This window comes from Streptomyces sp. NPDC093984, assembly GCF_044764595.1.
GTDB classification, from domain to species: Bacteria; Actinomycetota; Actinomycetes; order Streptomycetales; family Streptomycetaceae; genus Streptomyces; species Streptomyces cynarae.
On the sequence record NZ_JBIWIM010000012.1, the window covers coordinates 146,600 to 163,620 of the forward strand.

General features: G+C 70.5%; 17 protein-coding genes and 1 riboswitch. Of the genes, 11 read left to right on the forward strand and 6 right to left on the reverse strand.

Going from position 1 to position 17,021, the window contains the following annotated elements:
• Nucleotides 1–7: 7 nt before the first annotated feature.
• From ACIRC0_RS32540 to ACIRC0_RS32555, 4 genes are all read right to left on the reverse strand, one after another.
• A complete protein-coding gene (locus ACIRC0_RS32540; protein ID WP_403623380.1) occupies nucleotides 8–811 on the reverse strand; it encodes a class I SAM-dependent methyltransferase in 804 nt (267 codons plus the stop codon).
• Between the two features lie 93 nt (nucleotides 812–904).
• The gene (locus ACIRC0_RS32545) at nucleotides 905–1,861 is read right to left on the reverse strand and encodes a transporter (RefSeq protein ID WP_403623384.1); all 957 of its coding nucleotides are present in this window, start codon (nucleotides 1,859–1,861) and stop codon (nucleotides 905–907) included.
• Nucleotides 1,858–2,769: an ATP-binding cassette domain-containing protein gene (locus ACIRC0_RS32550; RefSeq protein WP_403623387.1), complete on the reverse strand. Its 912-nt coding sequence runs from the start codon at nucleotides 2,767–2,769 to the stop codon at nucleotides 1,858–1,860. Before ACIRC0_RS32550 ends, ACIRC0_RS32545 begins: the two co-directional genes overlap by 4 nt.
• Complete coding sequence (locus ACIRC0_RS32555; RefSeq protein WP_403623389.1) at nucleotides 2,766–3,197, reverse strand: GntR family transcriptional regulator; 432 nt, start codon at nucleotides 3,195–3,197, stop codon at nucleotides 2,766–2,768. The genes ACIRC0_RS32550 and ACIRC0_RS32555 overlap by 4 nt, the downstream gene beginning before the upstream one ends.
• Before the next feature lie 508 nt (nucleotides 3,198–3,705).
• Nucleotides 3,706–3,836: riboswitch (FMN riboswitch) on the forward strand.
• A gap of 147 nt (nucleotides 3,837–3,983) precedes the next feature.
• On the opposite strand from ACIRC0_RS32555, the gene ACIRC0_RS32560 reads away from it, so the two are divergent.
• The 9 genes from ACIRC0_RS32560 (at nucleotide 3,984) to ACIRC0_RS32600 (ending at nucleotide 11,331) form a co-directional block, all read left to right on the forward strand.
• Entirely contained in the window at nucleotides 3,984–4,586 is a 603-nt protein-coding gene (locus tag ACIRC0_RS32560) for a riboflavin synthase (RefSeq protein ID WP_403623391.1), read from the forward strand.
• Nucleotides 4,583–5,227, forward strand: coding sequence for a nicotinamide mononucleotide transporter family protein (locus ACIRC0_RS32565; protein WP_366027932.1), 645 nt, complete (start codon nucleotides 4,583–4,585; stop codon nucleotides 5,225–5,227). Before ACIRC0_RS32560 ends, ACIRC0_RS32565 begins: the two co-directional genes overlap by 4 nt.
• A complete protein-coding gene (locus ACIRC0_RS32570; RefSeq protein ID WP_403623394.1) occupies nucleotides 5,224–6,516 on the forward strand; it encodes a bifunctional 3,4-dihydroxy-2-butanone-4-phosphate synthase/GTP cyclohydrolase II in 1,293 nt (430 codons plus the stop codon). The genes ACIRC0_RS32565 and ACIRC0_RS32570 overlap by 4 nt, the downstream gene beginning before the upstream one ends.
• A gap of 19 nt (nucleotides 6,517–6,535) precedes the next feature.
• Nucleotides 6,536–7,021 carry a 6,7-dimethyl-8-ribityllumazine synthase gene (gene ribH / locus ACIRC0_RS32575; RefSeq protein ID WP_103842313.1) on the forward strand — a complete coding sequence of 162 codons (486 nt, stop codon included), beginning with the start codon at nucleotides 6,536–6,538 and terminating at the stop codon, nucleotides 7,019–7,021.
• A gap of 34 nt (nucleotides 7,022–7,055) precedes the next feature.
• Nucleotides 7,056–7,328, forward strand: coding sequence for a phosphoribosyl-ATP diphosphatase (locus tag ACIRC0_RS32580; RefSeq protein WP_403623398.1), 273 nt, complete (start codon nucleotides 7,056–7,058; stop codon nucleotides 7,326–7,328).
• Between the two features lie 54 nt (nucleotides 7,329–7,382).
• Nucleotides 7,383–8,231 (forward strand): ATP phosphoribosyltransferase, encoded by an 849-nt coding sequence (gene hisG / locus ACIRC0_RS32585; RefSeq protein WP_200421154.1) that lies wholly within the window; start codon nucleotides 7,383–7,385, stop codon nucleotides 8,229–8,231.
• Nucleotides 8,232–8,245: 14 nt separating this feature from the next.
• Nucleotides 8,246–8,701: a PH domain-containing protein gene (locus ACIRC0_RS32590; protein ID WP_403623402.1), complete on the forward strand. Its 456-nt coding sequence runs from the start codon at nucleotides 8,246–8,248 to the stop codon at nucleotides 8,699–8,701.
• A 225-nt stretch (nucleotides 8,702–8,926) separates the two neighbouring features.
• The gene (locus ACIRC0_RS32595; RefSeq protein WP_403623405.1) at nucleotides 8,927–10,264 is read left to right on the forward strand and encodes a hemolysin family protein; all 1,338 of its coding nucleotides are present in this window, start codon (nucleotides 8,927–8,929) and stop codon (nucleotides 10,262–10,264) included.
• Entirely contained in the window at nucleotides 10,261–11,331 is a 1,071-nt protein-coding gene (locus tag ACIRC0_RS32600) for a hemolysin family protein (protein WP_403623408.1), read from the forward strand. The genes ACIRC0_RS32595 and ACIRC0_RS32600 overlap by 4 nt, the downstream gene beginning before the upstream one ends.
• A gap of 158 nt (nucleotides 11,332–11,489) precedes the next feature.
• On the opposite strand, the gene ACIRC0_RS32605 is transcribed toward ACIRC0_RS32600, so the two are convergent.
• Both ACIRC0_RS32605 and ACIRC0_RS32610 read right to left on the reverse strand, forming a co-directional pair.
• On the reverse strand, nucleotides 11,490–13,352 hold the full coding sequence (locus ACIRC0_RS32605; RefSeq protein ID WP_403623411.1) for an AAA family ATPase: 1,863 nt from the start codon (nucleotides 13,350–13,352) through the stop codon (nucleotides 11,490–11,492).
• A gap of 430 nt (nucleotides 13,353–13,782) precedes the next feature.
• The gene (locus tag ACIRC0_RS32610; RefSeq protein ID WP_403623414.1) at nucleotides 13,783–14,445 is read right to left on the reverse strand and encodes a uridine kinase; all 663 of its coding nucleotides are present in this window, start codon (nucleotides 14,443–14,445) and stop codon (nucleotides 13,783–13,785) included.
• A 284-nt stretch (nucleotides 14,446–14,729) separates the two neighbouring features.
• Between ACIRC0_RS32610 and ACIRC0_RS32615 the strand changes: the two genes are divergently transcribed.
• The gene (locus ACIRC0_RS32615; protein ID WP_403623416.1) at nucleotides 14,730–16,088 is read left to right on the forward strand and encodes a peptidase C39 family protein; all 1,359 of its coding nucleotides are present in this window, start codon (nucleotides 14,730–14,732) and stop codon (nucleotides 16,086–16,088) included.
• Nucleotides 16,089–16,235: 147 nt separating this feature from the next.
• Nucleotides 16,236–16,895, forward strand: a complete 660-nt coding sequence (locus ACIRC0_RS32620) for a TetR/AcrR family transcriptional regulator (RefSeq protein ID WP_403623418.1) — start codon at nucleotides 16,236–16,238, stop codon at nucleotides 16,893–16,895.
• Nucleotides 16,896–17,021: the final 126 nt, after the last annotated feature.

Sequence of the window (17,021 nt, forward strand, 5' to 3'; positions counted from 1 at the left end):
GGCCGGTTCAGACGGTGGGCAGGGGCGAGCGGCTGACACGTATCTTCGACTGGCCGTGCGGGCGCTTCTCCCAGTCCTCCATGAACCGCGCGTGCAGACCGTGCCGCCGTGCCAGGGCCAGGAGGGTCTCGGTGCGGTAGTAGAAGTCCTCGCGCAGCACCTGGTGTTCGGTGCCCTCGGTACGGTCGAAGGTGAAGTCGAAGAACCCGGTGTCGGTCAGCACACGGCCGACGTGCGCCAGGCACTGGTCGATGACCTCCAGCGGCGAGTGGGAGAAGACGCTGTGCGCGTGGACGACGTCGAAGTGACCGCTGGGCAGGAAGTCCAGGGTGAGGTCGCCGGTAATGGTCAGATGCGGCAGCTTGTCCTGGAGACGGCGCTCGACGAGGGTCTTCTTGGCGGCCGTCAGGATGTCGGGCGAGATGTCGATGCCGTAGTAGTTGCCTGTGTCGAGGTGGCTGATGAAGCGCCAGCCGCCGCGCAGGTTGCCGCAACCGATGTCGAGCATGCGGTGTTCCGGGCGCAGCCCGTGCTCGATGAGGTAGTCGAACTGCATCCGCCCCAGTGCCAGCCAGCGGTCGTGGGTCCGGCTGCCGACCGCGGCTTCCGGGTTGCGGCGGGTGTCCGAGGCCATCACGGCGCGGTAGTAGCCGATGTGGTCGGGGTGCTTGAAGCGCAGCCAGGCGTCCCGGCCGGCCCGGCGCAGGTACGGGACGACGCGGCCGGGGTGGCGCAGGGCGTATGCGGTCTTGTGGGTGAGTGCGGCGCGGTTGTTGCGCAGTTTCTTCGGCGACTTGGCGTCGGCGGGCATGGCGGAGCGACCTCCGTGCGAAAGGGAATCCCGGTGGGGGATGAGGGTGAAAGGAATGGGGGAAGCGGATGCGCCCCGATGCGGTCGCTGCGGTCAGACCCGCCGACGCAGCAGCAGCACGGTGACGACCGTCGACACAGCGGCCAGGCCGCCGAGGACGGCGGTGTCGGTCCACTGGAAGGCCCAGTAGTCACCGGCCGGGTTGGCCTCGTAGAAGCGGGCGACGTACCCGTGCGCCGCCATGCACTGCTTGAGCTGGGTGCCGGAAGGGAAGGGGCAGTTCAGCACGTCGTCGTGGCGGCCGGAGGCGGTGATCAGACCGTAGACGCCGGTCGACCACTTCTCGCCCATCGGCGGTTTGGGGACGCTGCCTGCGCTGACGTAGGTGTGCGGCGGGACCAGCAGCCGGGCCCGGTGCGTCCACTCCAGCAGGAGCGTCATCACCCCCGTCACCAGCAGGGTCAGGACCATCGCCGCCAGCACCCGGCGGACCAGCAGGCCCAGCAGGGTGCCGGCCGCCAGGCCGAACAGGGCGGCCGCGACGACGCGGGGGCCCGAGCCGCTCAGGGCCGTGTCGTCGTACCAGAACAGGCCGTAGCTCCGGTCGGCGGCCGGCCGCCACCACCAGGAGAACACTCCCGCGAGCAGGCCGGAGAGGGCGGTCGTGGTCGCCGCGGCCAGGGCGAACCGTGAGGCGAACCACTGGCCGCGGCTCACGCCCTGGGCGAGGATCATGCGGTGTGTGCCCAGTTCCCGGTCGCGGCCCAGTAGCGGGGCGCCCCAGAAGACGCCGATGACGACGGGCAGGGCGATGTTCAGCGCCCCGAGGTACTTCAGCGGCTCGACGTCCAGCAGCAGGGGCAGACCCGTGTCGGACCGTGTGCAGTACAGCGGCCCGGTGCCGCAGTGGTCGAACAGTCCGCTGTGCAGGGCGTCCAGCATGCCCGAGCGGTAGTACGCGGCGATCGCCGCGGCGACGACCAGGGCGGCCGCGCCGATGCCGGCCGACACGCGGTGCTGGCGCCATGCGAGCCAGAGGGAGCCCTTCACGCCGCCGCCTCCGTCCGCTCGGCGGGGGCTGGGTGCCCCGACTCACCGGCCTGGAGGTAGCCGATCAGGATGTCGGCCAGTCCCGGCCGTTCGACGTGCCAGTCGCCGCGCAGCGGTCCGCGCTGCCGTATCAGGGCGGTCAGCTGCCTGCCGCCGGTGCGGCTCTGCACGACGGTGTGCTGCCCGGCCAGGGCGTCGGCCTGGCCGGCGGGTCCGGTCAGTACTGCATGGCTCTCGCGCAGTGCCTCGGCGTCTGCGCTCAGCTCGACGCGGCCGTCCCGCAGTACCAGCACCCAGTCACAGGTCTCCTGGAGCTCGGGCAGGACGTGCGAGGACAGCACGATGCTCGTGCCGCGCTCCGCGGCCTCGGCCATCAGCTCCGCCATGATCTCGCCTCGTGCCACTGGGTCCAGGTCGGCCAACGGCTCGTCGAGGAGCAGGAGTTCGGGTCGCTTGCCCAGCGCCAGGGCGAGCGCGACGCGGGTGCGCCGCCCGGGGGACAGCTCGCCGACGCGGGCGTGGAGCGGGATGTCGCCCTTGCGGATGATCCGTTCGGCGGTCGCCCGGTCCCACGAGGAGTTCAGCTTCTCGCCCATCAGCAGGGTGTCCGCCACGGTGAAACGCGGGTAGAGCGGCTTGTCCTGGGTGAGCAGAGCGACGCGGGCGCGGGCCTCGGACGTGCCGGGTACGGCGCCCAGCACGCGCAGCTGCCCGGAGCCCGGCCGCAGCAGGCCGCCGGCCAGGTGCAGCAGGGTGCTCTTGCCGGCGCCGTTGCGTCCGACGAGTGCGGTGATACGGCCGCCGGGCACGGTGAACCCGCAGTCCCGCAGGGCCCAGCCGCCCCGCCTCCGGTACCGGAATCCCAGTCCCGTGGCGCACAGCGCGGCCGACGCGTCAGGCCCGGTCATGCGTCCTCCTTCTTTCGTTCCCGGTCGCCCGGGGTCTTGCTGTCGTGCCCGTTCTCGTAGGCGTCCAGGGCGGCTGTGACCAGGGCGAGGACATCGGCCCGCTCCAGCCCCGTGGCCCGCGCGCGAGCCACCCAGTCGGCGACCTCCCGGCGCAGCGGAGAGTCGTTCTCCGCGCCGGGCCGGGCGAGCGACCGTGTCACGAAGGTCCCGAGGCCACGGCGCAGCTCGACCAGACCGGCCTGCTCCATGTCGCGGTAGGCCCGCAGCACCGTGTTGGGGTTGATGGCGGTCGCCGCCACCACCTCCCTGGCTGTGGGCAGCTTGTCCCCGATCTGCAAGGTGCCCATCCGGAGCGCCCGTTCGGTCTGCTCGACGATCTGCACGTAGGCCGGTACGCCGCTGCCACGGTCGATCCGGTAGTCGATCACGTCGCCTTCCTCGGTTCCACCAGGCTTGTATTAATGAATTAGTGGAAGCATGCTGGAAGTCCGGAGGCGATGTCAAACGCAGATGGGAGGACAGCGGAGCGAGCGGTTCCGGTGGCGGGGTTCACGGATGCGGGGAGGCCGTCCCCGCGGCGCATCCGTCATCCGCTCGCTGGTCGCCTGCGACCGTTGGGCCGCACGGGAACCGCTCGACCGGGCCTTGCGCCACGGAGGCCCGGCGGCGGGCAAGGGCCTTCGTCACCACCGCCGGGCCGTTCGAGGGCGGCGCACCGCGCCGCGAGCGCCGACCCTAGGTGGGGTGGATCGGCCCGGTCAATAGGTATGGACCAATCCCAAGTGGCTTGCGCCGGGCGCCTGTTGTGCGGGGCGACGAGGGCGGGGCAGGCGCCTGCCGTCGGAGTTGTCCAGCATGTGAACATGTGAGGCACCACACAGCAGTTCACCCGGTTGGCCATCGATCAGTCGTGGCACACTGAGGCTGTACAAGAAGCAGCGCACTCCGGGGTCGGTGAAAGTCCGAACCGGCGGTTACAGTCCGCGACCCGGTCGCTTCCAGCGGCCGGTTGACCAGGTGGAATTCCTGGACCGACGGTTAAAGTCCGGATGGGAGGCAGTGCGCGGCGGGCGGGCATTCGTGCGCGCCGCCGTCTCGGCTCGTCCATGCGGACGAGGCCGTCCGGCGTCGCCCCCGGTGTCCTCGCTCGTGTCTGCTGTCGTCATCGACAGGCCCCGGAGTCCGTGCCCCATCGAGGCAGGAGGACCCGGGAAGTGTTCACCGGAATCGTCGAAGAGCTGGGTGAGGTCACCGCCGTCGAGAATCTCGGCGACTCCTCCCGCTTCCGGCTCCGTGGACCCGTCGTCACCGAAGGCGCCCGTCACGGCGACTCCATCGCGGTCAACGGCGTCTGTCTCACCGTCGTGGAGCACGAGGGCGACGAGTTCACCGCCGACGTCATGGCGGAGACCCTGAACCGCTCCAGCCTCGGCGCCCTCACGGTCGGCTCCCGTGTCAACCTCGAACGCCCCACCGCCGTCGGCACCCGTCTCGGCGGCCACATCGTGCAGGGCCATGTCGACGGCACCGGCACGGTCCTGGAGCGCAAGCCCTCGGAGCACTGGGAGATCGTGAAGATCTCGCTCCCGGCGGACCTCTCCCGCTACGTCGTGGAGAAGGGCTCCATCACCGTGGACGGCATCAGCCTCACGGTCGTCGAGGCCGGAGGCGACCACTTCTCCGTGAGCCTCATCCCGACCACCCTCGCGCTGACCACCCTCGGCCTCAAGCAGCCCGGCGACCCGGTCAACCTCGAGGTCGACATCATCGCCAAGTACGTCGAGAGCCTCCTGGCCGGTCAGGGGGCCACCAAGTGAACTGGCTGAACTCCGAGGCCTTCACGCTCCTCGGCCAGCACATCAAGTGGTCGGACATGATCGGCAACGTGATCGGTCTGCTCGGCCTCGCCTTCGGCTGGCGGCGCTCCATATGGAGCTGGCCGGTGCAGTTCCTGTCCGGCCTGATCCTCTTCGCCGCCTTCGCCACGGCCCACCTCTCCGGCAGCGCCGGCAAGCAGGTCGTAGTCATGGTCGTCGCCGTCTACGGCTGGTGGCAGTGGAACCGCGGCAAGGGCCAGGCGGAGGACGGGCACATCGCACCGCGCTTCGCCACCTGGCGGGAACGCGGCATCCTGGCCGGCGCCGCGGCCGTGGGCACCCTCGCCGTGGCCGGACTGTTCACCGCCTTCCCGACACTGTCGTGGGACCCGTGGCCGGACGCGTACATCTTCGTCGGCACGATCGTCGCCATGTACGCCCAGGCACGCGGCATGGTCGAGTTCTGGTTCGCCTGGCTGCTCGTCGACGCCGTCGGCGTCCCGCTCAACTTCGCCAACGGCTTCGCCTTCTCCGGATTCGTCTACGTCATCTACGGCGCACTCGTCCTGTGGGGCATGCGCGACTGGTGGCTGCGCTCCCGCAGGGCCGCGCGGCCCGTCCTGGAAGGAGCCGCCGTATGAGTACGGCGCCGATTCTGTACAGCACGGACACCATCGAGGACTTCGCGCTCGACCCGGTCGAGCAGGCCATAGCCGACATCGCGGCCGGGCGCCCGGTCGTGGTCGTCGACGACGAGGACCGCGAGAACGAGGGCGACCTCGTGATCGCCGCCGAGAAGGTCACCCCCGAGATCGTCGCCTTCATGATGAGCGAGTGCCGCGGCCTGATCTGCGCCCCCATGGAGGGCGAGGAGCTGGACCGGCTCGGGCTCCCCCAGATGGTCGACGAGAACAACGAGTCGATGAAGACCGCCTTCACGGTCTCCGTCGACGCCTCCGCCGCCCACGGCGTGAGCACCGGTATCTCCGCCTCAGACCGCGCCACCACGCTCCAGTTGCTGGCGAGCGGCACGGCGGAGCCCTCGGACTTCGTGCGCCCCGGCCATGTCTTCCCGCTGCGCGCCAAGTCCGGCGGCGTCCTGGTCCGCAACGGCCACACGGAGGCCGCCGTCGACCTCGCGCGGCTCGCGGGACTGCGCCCGGCCGGCGCCATCGTGGAGATCGCCGGCGAGGACGGCCACATGCTGCGGCTGCCCGAGCTGATCCCGTTCGCCCGCAAGCACGGCCTGACGATCATCTCCATCGAGGACCTGATCGCCTACCGCCGCACCTCGGACGAACCGACCGTCCGCCGCGAGGCCGAGGTCCGGCTGCCCACCGCCCACGGCACCTTCACGGCGTACGGCTACCGGTCCACCGTCGACGGCGTCGAGCACGTCGCCCTCGTCCACGGCGAGATCGGCGACGGTGAGGACGTTCTGGTCCGCGTCCACTCCGAGTGCCTGACCGGCGACGTCTTCGGCTCCGCCCGCTGCGACTGCGGCCCCCAGCTGGAGGCGTCCCTGCGGCGCATCCAGGCCGAGGGCCGAGGCGTGGTCGTCTACCTGCGCGGCCACGAGGGACGCGGTATCGGACTGATGTCCAAGCTGCGCGCGTACGAACTCCAGGAGCGCGGCCGTGACACGCTGGACGCCAACCTGGAGCTGGGCCTGCCCGCCGACGCCCGGGACTACGCCGCCGGTGCCCAGATCCTGAAGGACCTCGGCGTGAGCAGCGTGCGCCTGATGACCAACAACCCGGAGAAGACCGACGCCCTGCTGCGCCACGGCCTCGAGGTCACCGCCCGGGAACCGATGCCCGTCCAGGCGGGTGAACACAACCTCCGCTACCTGCGCACCAAGCGGGACCGGATGGGGCACGACCTGCCCTGGCTGGACACGACCGCCGTGTCCGCCTGCGGCAACCAGTAACAGAGCACTGAGGAGAGACGTGAGCGGCAAGGGTGCACCGGAGCTGTCCGTACGCAACGTGAGCGACCTGCGGGTCGCCGTCATCGCGGCACAGTGGCACGACAAGGTGATGGACGGTCTGGTCGACGGCGCCCTGCGCGCCCTGCGGGAGCTGGGGATCGACGAGCCGACCCTGCTCAGGGTCCCCGGCAGCTTCGAGCTGCCGGTCGCGGCGAAGGTCCTCGCGGGCCGCGGATACGACGCGATCGTCGCCCTCGGCGTCGTCATCCGTGGCGGCACCCCCCACTTCGACTACGTGTGCCAGGGCGTCACCCAGGGCCTGACCCAGGTCTCCGTCGAGACCGGTGTCCCCGTCGGCTTCGGGGTGCTGACGTGCGACACGGAGGAGCAGGCATTGGACCGCGCGGGCCTCGAGGGTTCCAACGAGGACAAGGGGCACGAGGCGGTGACGGCGGCGGTGGCGACGGCCGCCACGCTCCGCTCAGTATCTGAACCCTGGCACTGAGGTACGGCCCTCAGCGCGTAGGGTTAGGACCACCATGTCCAAGAAGACGTTCGAGGAGCTCTTCACCGAGCTCCAGCACAAGGCCGCCGAGGGCGATCCCGCCACTTCCCGCACCGCCGAGCTGGTCGGCAAGGGCGTCCATGCCATCGGCAAGAAGGTCGTCGAAGAGGCCGCCGAGGTCTGGATGGCCGCCGAGTACGAGGGCAAGGAGGCGGCCGCCGAGGAGATCTCCCAGCTGCTGTACCACGTCCAGGTGATGATGGTGGCGCGCGGGATCTCCCTGGACGACGTCTACGCCCACCTCTGAGCCGTAAACCGAATACCCGTACACCTGTACGCACGAACGAAGGAAGCCGACCTCATGCTGCGCATCGCCGTCCCCAACAAGGGTTCACTGTCCGGCCCTGCGGCGGAGATGCTGCATGAGGCCGGCTACCAGCAGCGCCGGGAGTCCAAGGAACTGAGGATCGTCGACCCGGAGAACGAGGTCGAGTTCTTCTACCTCCGCCCCCGCGACATCGCGATCTACGTCTCCTCCGGCCGCCTCGACATCGGCATCACCGGCCGTGACCTGCTCATCGACTCCGGCGCCAACGCGGAGGAGATCCTCCCGCTCGGCTTCGCCCGCTCCACCTTCCGCTACGCCACCAAGCCCGGCACGGCGAAGGGCGTGGAGGACCTCAACGGCATGACGATCGCCACCTCCTACGAGGGCATCGTCGCCAAGCACCTCGCGGACAACGGCATCGACGCCGCCGTCGTCCACCTGGACGGCGCGGTGGAGACCGCCATCCAGCTCGGCGTCGCCGAGGTCATCGCGGACGTCGTCGAGACCGGCACCTCGCTGCGCAACGCCGGCCTGGAGGTCATCGGCGAGCCGATCATGAAGTCCGAGGCGATCGTCGTCCGCCGCACCGGCGCCGACGCCGAAGAGACCAAGGTCCAGCAGTTCCTGCGCCGCCTCCAGGGCGTCCTGGTGGCCCGGACGTACGTGATGATGGACTACGACTGCCGCGTCGAGCAGCTCGAGAAGGCCGTCGCCCTCACCCCGGGCCTGGAGTCCCCGACCGTCTCGCCGCTGCACAACGAGGGCTGGGTCGCCGTGCGGGCCATGGTCCCGGCCAAGGAGGCCCAGCGGATCATGGACGACCTGTACGACATCGGCGCCCGGGCCATCCTCACCACGGCGATCCACGCCTGCCGCCTCTGAGGAACCGCGCACCGATGTCGGACCTGCCCACCCTTCCCGTCACCTTCCGGCCGGCTCGCACCCGCGCCGTGCTGCTGACCGCCGGCGTCGCGATACTGGTGGTGATCACCACGGTCGCGCTGCTGCTGGACCAGCTCACCACCGGGGAACGCCTCAGCTTCATCCTCACGGCGGCCCTTCTCTTCGGAGTGCTGCTCCTGCTCGCCCGGCCCAAGGTCGTCGCCGACGAGAGCGGGGTCACCGTCGTCAACATCGCCAGCCGGCGTCAGCTGGACTGGGCGGAGATCGTCCAGGTCAACCTGCGTCCCGGCGACCCCTGGGTGTTCCTGAACCTCAGCGACGGCACCAGCCTGCCCGCCCTCGGCATCCAGCCGGGCATCGCCAAGAAACGCGCGATCGAGGACGCACACACCCTCCGGGCGCTCGCGGAGGCCCGCTCCACGGCCGATCCCGAGCGACATCAGAGCTGACTCGGGGACGTCCACCCTGCCGCACAGGGCGAAGTCTTGATTAATCTGGTGGCAGAGGCGCTTACGTGGCGCCTCCGCCCCTGAGGTTCCACCCGGTGCTCAGGGGTTCCTGCTACCCGAGGAGTGACTCCCTCCGGCGATGGACGGATCGTCCTGTAGTACCTGCGCCGCCCCCTGCCGACATAGCGCGGACCGTGTCCGTGTGAACGCGGAGGCGGCGGCATCATGACCATCCCCTTGCTGCTCCTCGGGGCGGCGTTCCTGCTGATTCTCGCCAACGGTTTCTTCGTGGCGGCCGAGTTCGGGCTCGTCACGGTCGAGCGCCCGGACGCCGAGCGGGCCGCGGCCGAGGGCGACCGGCGTGCCCGTACGGTCGTCGAGTCGCTCAAGGAGCTGTCCTTCCAGCTCTCCGGCACCCAGCTCGGCATCACCATCACCTCGCTCGTCGTCGGCATGCTCGCCGAACCGGCGCTCGCCGAGCTGCTGCACGCCCCGTTCGCGCTGCTCGGGCTCCCCGAGGGTGCGGCGAGCGGCGTCGCGGTCGTCGTCGGCATGCTGCTCGCCTCGGCCGCGCAGATGGTGATCGGTGAACTCGTCCCCAAGAACTGGGCGGTGTCCCGGCCTCTCCAGGTCGCCCGCTTCGTCGCGGGCCCCCAGCACCTGTTCTCCCGGCTGTTCCGGCCGGTCATCGCGGCCCTGAACGCGGTCGCGAACCGCCTGGTGCGGGCCCTGGGCGTGGAACCCGCCGAGGAGCTGGCCTCCGCCCGCACCCCGGGCGAGCTGGTCTCGCTGGCCCGCCACTCCGCGCGGGCCGGCGCGCTGGAACAGGACACCGCCGACCTGTTCGTCCGCACGCTGTCCCTGGGTGAGCTGACCGCCCAGCACGTCATGACCCCGCGGGTGCGGGTGAGCGCGCTGCAGTCCTCCGCCACCGCGCAGGACGTGGTCAACCTGACCCGGGCCACCGGCCTGTCCCGCTTCCCGGTCTACCACGACAAGATCGACGAAATCGTCGGCATGGTCCACCTCAAGGACGCCCTCGCGGTGCCCTCCCACGAACGGCTGCGCACCCCCGTCACCCGGATCGCCCAGGCACCCCTGCTGGTCCCGGAGACGCTGCCCGTGCAGCCCCTCCTGGAACTGCTGCGCAGCCAGCAGCCCATCGCCGTGGTCGTCGACGAGTACGGCGGCACGGCCGGCGTCGTCACCCTGGAGGACATCGTCGAGGAACTGGTCGGCGAGGTGCGCGACGAGCACGACGGCCTCGACCTGCCGGAACTCGCCGTCGCGCCGCCCGAGGACGGGCGCCCCGCGTGGGAGGCCGACGGAAGCTGCCGCGTCGACGTCCTGAAGCGGATAGGCCTGGACGTGCCCGAGGGGCCGTACGAGACCGTGGCCGGACTGGTCGCCGACCTGCTGGGCCGGATCCCCGCCCTCGGTGACCGCGCCGAGCTGCCGGGCTGGCGGCTCACCGTCCGCCAGGTCGGCCACTACCGCGCCGAGCGGGTCAGGCTCGTGAAGCTCGTGGACGCCCCCGCGCCGGCCGCGGAGGCGGTGCGATGAGCCTGCTCCAACTCCTGTTCGCGGCGCTGCTGGTGCTCGTCAACGGGTTCTTCGTCGGCGCCGAGTTCGCGCTCGTGTCCGTGCGCCGCAGCCAGATCGAGCCGCTGGGGACCGCCCGGGCGCGGCAGGTGCTCTACGGCCTCGAACGGCTGCCGCAGATGATGGCCGCGGCCCAGTTCGGGATCACCGTGTGCTCACTGACACTGGGCGCCGTCGCCGAGCCGACCGTGGCGCATCTGCTCGAACCGATGTTCGCTGCGGCGCACATCCCCGACGACTTGGTCCACCCGCTCGGCTATGTGATCGCGCTCGCGGCGGTCGTCTTCTTCCATCTGGTGATCGGCGAGATGGTGCCGAAGAACCTGGCGATGGCGGCCCCGGAGAAGGCCGCGCTGTGGCTGAGCCCGGGCCTGGTGGCGTTCGCGCGGCTGTGCCGTCCGGTCACGGTCACGCTGAGCGCCTGCGCCCGGGTGATCCTCAAACTGTTCCGGGTCGAACCGAAGGACGAGGTCGAGGCCGCCTTCACCAGTGAGCAGCTCAACCAGCTCGTGGAGGACTCCGGCCAGGCGGGCCTGCTCGACCCCGAGGAGGCGGAGCGCTTGGAGGACGCCCTGGAGCTGGGCTCGCGCCCGGTCACGGACGTGCTCCTGGACCCGGACCTGCTGGTGACGGTCGAGCCCACGGTGACCCCGGGTGAGGTCGTGGCGCTCACCGCGCGCACGGGCTACTCACGCTTCCCCGTGGTCGCGGGGAACGGCGCCTTCATGGGCTATCTGCACGTCAAGGACGTCCTGGACCTCGAGGAATCCGAGCGGGCGGTGCCGCAGCAGCTCTGGCGGCCCATGACGACGCTCGCGGCGGAGCTCCCGCTGGACGACGCGCTCACGGTGATGCGCCGGGCGGCCACCCATCTGGCCCAGGTGGCGGACGCTTCCGGCCGGGTCCTGGGCCTGGTCGCGCTGGAGGACGTACTGGAGCTCCTGGTCGGCGAGGTCAGGGACCCGGCGCACCGGGAGGCTCCGCCTCAGCCGCGCATGGCGGAACCGAGGGAAGCGGTACCGAGCTGAGAAGGGTTTCCCGCGCCTCGTTCAGGGGCGCGGGGCCCCGTCGGTATGCGGCTCTGCCACGTGGACGCGACCAGCCGCGACAATCGGCGACGATCCGCGACCAGCCGCGGCGAACCCGCAGCCGCAGACGCGAAGGCTCGCCGGGCTGTTGGGCGCCGCTACAACCCCGAAGGATCCTGCGGCCCTCGGCCCGACAAGACCTCCCCATAGGCCTGCATCAGATCCGGCAACCGCAATGTCGACAAGTCGTCCCGCGACGGCATCCCCGGATAGCCACTCAGTCGAAGATCCCGATACGCACAACTCTTCTCGTACAGCGTCCGCAGGAACCGCCCGTTCCCGAGCTCGTCGATCCACCCCTGGTCCACCACATGCGCGGCGATGGACCGAAGCTCCTCCAGAGCCTCCTCGTCCCAGACGTCCCCGTTCTCGGCGGCCAGCACCTCTCCGATCGCCGTCAGCTCCAAGGGGCGGTACGAGGGAAAATCGACCCGCGTCGTGAAGCGCGAGGACAGTCCCGGGTTGGCGGCAAGCAACCGGTCCATCCCCTCGGGGTAGCCGGCGAGGATCACCACCAGGTGGTCCCGGTTGTCCTCAGCCCGCTTCAGCAGCACCTGAAGCGCCTCGTCCCCGTACGCGTCCCCCTTGCCGTATCCCGAGTTGGACAGCGAGTACGCCTCGTCCACGAACAGGACGCCGCCGATCGCCGAGTCGATCAGCTCGTTCGCCTTCACCGCCGTCTGGCCCAGGTACTCGCCGACCAGGTCCGCCCGCTGCGCCTCCACGAGGTGATCGCCGCCGAGCAGGCCGAGCGCGTAGAAGACCCGGCCCAGAATCCTCGCCACGGTCGTCTTGCCGGTGCCGGAGGGCCCCGAGAACACGAAGTGCCGTTTCGGCGGCTGGACGGGTAAGCCCTGGCCGGCCCGCAGCCGGGCCATGTTCAACTGCGCCGACAACGCCTTGACCTGGCGCTTGACCGGTTCCAGACCGACCATGCGCTCCAGCTCGGCCAGCGCATCCTCCAGCAGTGCCGGATCCGTGGGACCGGCCGGCCACGACTGCCCCGGTACCGAGGCGGCCTTCTCCCGCACGAGGTCGCCCTGCGCCGCCAGCGGACCGGTCGGCGGCGGTTCGGGATCGGACAGCTTCACGTCCCGGCCCTCGGCGCCGAAGAGCGGATCCAGGCCGTCCGGTGCCTCCAGCGTGTCGCCGCCTCCGGCGAGCGCCATCGCCGTCAGGTCGGTCGAGTCGTCGTACCCGTCGCCCTCGGCGATCGCGGCGAGCCGCGCCGAGGTGTCCATGAACGCCGGGTCCACCCGGTGCACGGCCCGGTAGAGGGGGAGCGCTGCCGCCGAGCGGCCCGTGCCCTCGTGCGCCCGGGCCAGCCAGTACCGCAGCTCCTTGCGCTGCGGCTGCTCGCTGCGGCAGCGCATCAGGGCGGCGGCGAGCAGCGGCTCGGCCTGCCCGTACATCTCCAGGCGGACCCGGGCCATGCCGCCGAACAGTCCGGCCTCTATGCCGAGCATGGGATCGTCGATCAGCGGATCGGTGTGCCGGACCAACTGCTCCCAGTCCTTGACCAGGTAGGCCCGGCAAGCGTGCAGAAAGCGCACCTGGGGGTCGGTGTCCACCGGCGGCAGGCCCGCCAGCGCGCGGTCCAGCTCCGGGACGTGGCGGCCGTCCAGCCAGTGCGAGGCGTGCGCGAGCAGCAGGTCGCGCGGGCTCTCCAACACCGGCTGCACCCACCAGCCCAGCCAGTACCAGGAGTTGAGGGTGCGCCGGTGTCGCGTCCGCTGCTCCCCGAAGCGGTCGCGGTGGCGGTACATCCTCAGCAGCGCGGTCGTCGTGTCGACGCGCAGCGCGTGCAGCCCGAGCCAGCCGTCGGCCATCCCCGGATCCATCCGGACCGCGGCGCGGAACTCCTCCTCCGCCTGCGGATAGGCGCCCATCGTGTAGGCGTCGACCCCTCGCAGCCAGGCGAGGTCGGCCGGGGCCTGAGGGCCCTGCGTGCCGAAGTCCATCACGTCCCCCACAAACCGTGCCCCCGTTGGTTCACCGCCGGGCCCGTGCCCGTCGGCCGCCTTGCTCGAACCGCTGTGCCGCGGACCGGAGTTGCCACGGTGCGCAGAGCAGCGTCCGAACGTCGCACCGAGAGGCATCGTACCTGCGGGGGAGGGGCGCACGAAGGGTGCCGTACGGGCCGTTCGCCGAGGTGGGAGCAGACGGGGCGCGCGGCGCGTGGTGACCGAGGGTGAGCGGATCACGCCTCTTGGCGCCCACGAAAGGTGCTGAGAGCAGAACGAAGCCCCCGATCACGGGGGAACAACCGGGGGCTTCGCGTCTGGGTGCGACTGCGAAAGCCGCACATTGAGAACGTAAGACCTGTACGGCCCCCCGGTCAAGCCGACTTGGGGCACTCGAGGAAGTTGCCCGGCGAGGGTTTTCACGAGTTCAGCACATTGCCGTGGGGTCGTCACTGTGAGTGAGTTCGTGGTCCGTCCCAGGAAGCCCGGCGGACCCGGAAAGCACCTCATATCCCTCCTGATTCTGACGCACCAGGAGGCAGGCGTGGGGTCGGGAGGGGTCCTCGGCGAAGTGCCGACGCTCCGCTTCGACCCAGCCGTCCCAGAAAGCGCGTTGTTCCTCGCCGTCCCGGGCCCGCCCGCGGGTCCACGCCTCCTCGCGCGCCAGGTCCATCCACAGCAGGCGGGCGAGATGCGGGCGCAGCGCCCGGCGGCCGGCGCCGACCCCCTCGATCAGGATCACGGGGGCGGGTGGCAGCGCACGGGCGGGACCGAAGCGCCGTGCGCGCCAGTCGTAGGGCCGGTAGTGCGCGGTCCGGCCGTGGCCGAGCGGCTCGATCACCTCCCGCAGCAGCCGGTCCGTCCAGGAGAACAGCTCCTCATGGGTGGCGATGTCGTCCAGGTGCAGCACGGGCGCGCCGCCGAGTGCGGCCGCCAAGTGTGCGGCGAACGTGGACTTCCCCGAGCCCGCGTGCCCGTCCACGCCGACGAGACGGACGGGGCCGCAGGAGGGCGGCAGGTGCTGAAGGCGGGACGCGAGAGCGTGAATGGCGATTCCCGGGCGAGAAGGTGTGTCGGCGTGTTTCGGCATGTTTTTCGAGGGGACAGCTTACCCGGGCGAATGGGCTGTCCCTCTTCGCGGAGAAAGCGGCCTCTCTCCGGAATTTTCCCTAGTTCGGGTTCGGTGCGAACGCGGGTGATTCGCCCCTCCGAATTCCCGCCCCCCATTCCCAGGAGACCGCCACAGGTCGGGACCAATATTGGTGGGCGCGTCGGCGGCCGAAGTGCTGGAAGAAGTCCGTGCGTGGCGGCCATAGTTGGCGCACACCGTGCGTCCGAACCGCTGCTTGAAGGACTCCTGGGGGTCACCCACCGATGACCAGAGCTTCAGAGCCGTCCCGCAGAACCATCCTCGCCGCGGCGGTAGCCACGGCCACGGCGGCCGGCACCGCGGGCCCGGCGGCCGCGGCCCCGCCGACCGCCCGGCCGACGAAAGCCTCACCGAGCCTCGTGGACTACCGCGCCTGGACCTCGTACCCCGACTGGCGAAGCGGCACCGCGCAGGGCGTTCGCGCCCTCGCCGGCCTCCGCCCCGGCTTGGTGATCGCCACGCCCGCCGGCCGTACCGACTACACCGACCCGCACACCGGAAAGTCCGCCACCTGGGAGTACGCCATCTGGACCTCCCCGGCGCACCGCCTCACCGTCCCGTCCACCGAGCTCGTCGCCTCCTGGAACGCGCACACCCCGGCCGGCACCTGGCTCCAGGTCGAACTGAAGGGCACCTACTCCGACGGCACGGACACTCCCTGGTACGTGATGGGCCGCTGGGCGGCCGGCGACCAGGACATCCGCCGCACCTCCGTGGACGGCCAGAGCGATGGCAGGAGCAACATCTGGACCGACACCTTCGCCGTCGCCGATCCCGCCTCGGGCCTGCGCCTGGTGTCGTACCGCCTGCGCCTGACCCTGTACCGCTCACCCGGCACACCGATCACGCCGACGGTGTGGCGGCTCGGCGCCATGGGCTCCGACATCCCCGACCGCTTCACCGTCCCGGCCTCCACGCCGGGCCTCGCCGAGGAACTGATCGTCCCGCGCTACTCGCAGGAGATCCACAAGGGCCAGTACCCGGAGTACGACAACGGCGGCGAGGCCTGGTGCAGCCCCACGTCCTCACAGATGATCATCGAGTACTGGGGGCGGCGGCTCACAACCGAACAACTGTCCTGGGTCAACCCGTCGTACGCGGACCCGCAGGTCTGCCATGCCGCCCGCTTCACCTACGACCACCAGTACCAGGGCTGCGGCAACTGGCCCTTCAACGCCGCCTACGCGGCGACGTTCAAGAACCTCCAGGCAGTGGTCACCCGGCTGTCCTCGCTCACCGACCTGGAGACGCTGATCGCTGCGGGCATCCCGGCCATCACCTCGCAGTCGTTCCTGAAGGAGGAGCTGACCGGGGCGGGGTACGGGACCGCGGGGCATCTGATGACCGTGATCGGGTTCACCGCCGACGGCGACGTGATCGCCAACGACCCGGCGTCGCCGAGCGACGAGGCGGTGCGGCGCGTGTACCGGCGGCGGGAGTTCGAGAACATCTGGTTGCGCACCAAGCGGTACAACGCCTCCGGCAAGGTCGCCTCCGGCACCGGCGGCGTCTGCTACCTGTACTTCCCGGCCCGTCCCACCTCGCGGCAGCGCAAGGCGCTGGCGGCGGTGGGCGTCCGCTGACGCGCGCCCACCGGCAAACCGGGCGGCACATTTCCCAACGGGTTCCGACTCTGCCGGCCGACTCCGCCGATCGGAGTCGAACATGCTGGTGGTGTCATTCTGCGATACTGCGGATGTCCCGCCGGTAGTTGGAGACTTGGGCCGAAATTGAAGAGCAGTCAACAGCGAGGTGCCGTGCGCCCCAAGGTGCGCGGTACCGATCGCTCCCTGGCGCGTCGCGCCGAACTCATCGCCATCGGACGGAAGTTATTCGCCGACACGTCCTACGACACGCTGTCGATGGATGACATCGCGCGCCATGCCCAGGTGGCGAAAGGGCTCATCTACTACTACTTCAAATCGAAACGCGGCTATTACCTCGCCATTGTCGAGGATTCGGTGGCCGACCTCGTGACCTCCGCGGCCGCCGGCCTGGACCTGCCGCCGGTGGAACGGGTGCACCGCACCATCGAGCGCTATCTGTGCTACGCCGAGCACAACCAGGCCGCCTACCGCACGATCGTCAGCGGCGGCGTGGGCTTCGACGCGCAGGTCCACGCCATCCGGGACGGGGTGCGCGAGGCGATCGTCACCACGATCGCCGAGGGGGCGTACGGGCGGCGCGACATCGCTCCGCTGGTGCGCACGGGACTGCTCGGCTGGGTGTGCGGCGTGGAGGGCGTGACCCTCGACTGGGTCGACCGCCCGGTACTGTCCCGCGACACGATGTGCGACCTGCTGGCGAAGACGCTGGGCGGCACCCTGCGCGCGATCGAGGAACTGGAACCCGCGTACCCGGCCCCGCCCCCGGCCCGCCGGCCGACCTGACCGCAACGGGAGGACTGGCCGACCTGACCCCACCGGGAGCACTGATCGACAACGGGAGGACTGATCGGCAACGGGAGGACTGATCGACCCCGAAGCGGTCCCACCCGGGTGCCGGCGAAGCCTTCA

What these genes read in the sequence shown, in the direction of transcription:
- ACIRC0_RS32540 (WP_403623380.1), bottom strand. Translation starts at nt 811, where the DNA reads ATGCCCGCCGACGCCAAGTCGCCGAAGAAACTGCGCAACAACCGCGCC.
- ACIRC0_RS32550 (WP_403623387.1), bottom strand. Translation starts at nt 2,769, where the DNA reads ATGACCGGGCCTGACGCGTCGGCCGCGCTGTGCGCCACGGGACTGGGA.
- ACIRC0_RS32570 (WP_403623394.1), top strand. Translation starts at nt 5,224, where the DNA reads ATGAGTACGGCGCCGATTCTGTACAGCACGGACACCATCGAGGACTTC.
- ACIRC0_RS32580 (WP_403623398.1), top strand. Translation starts at nt 7,056, where the DNA reads ATGTCCAAGAAGACGTTCGAGGAGCTCTTCACCGAGCTCCAGCACAAG.
- hisG (WP_200421154.1), top strand. Translation starts at nt 7,383, where the DNA reads ATGCTGCGCATCGCCGTCCCCAACAAGGGTTCACTGTCCGGCCCTGCG.
- ACIRC0_RS32590 (WP_403623402.1), top strand. Translation starts at nt 8,246, where the DNA reads ATGTCGGACCTGCCCACCCTTCCCGTCACCTTCCGGCCGGCTCGCACC.
- ACIRC0_RS32595 (WP_403623405.1), top strand. Translation starts at nt 8,927, where the DNA reads ATGACCATCCCCTTGCTGCTCCTCGGGGCGGCGTTCCTGCTGATTCTC.
- ACIRC0_RS32600 (WP_403623408.1), top strand. Translation starts at nt 10,261, where the DNA reads ATGAGCCTGCTCCAACTCCTGTTCGCGGCGCTGCTGGTGCTCGTCAAC.
- ACIRC0_RS32605 (WP_403623411.1), bottom strand. Translation starts at nt 13,352, where the DNA reads ATGGACTTCGGCACGCAGGGCCCTCAGGCCCCGGCCGACCTCGCCTGG.
- ACIRC0_RS32610 (WP_403623414.1), bottom strand. Translation starts at nt 14,445, where the DNA reads ATGCCGAAACACGCCGACACACCTTCTCGCCCGGGAATCGCCATTCAC.
- ACIRC0_RS32615 (WP_403623416.1), top strand. Translation starts at nt 14,730, where the DNA reads ATGACCAGAGCTTCAGAGCCGTCCCGCAGAACCATCCTCGCCGCGGCG.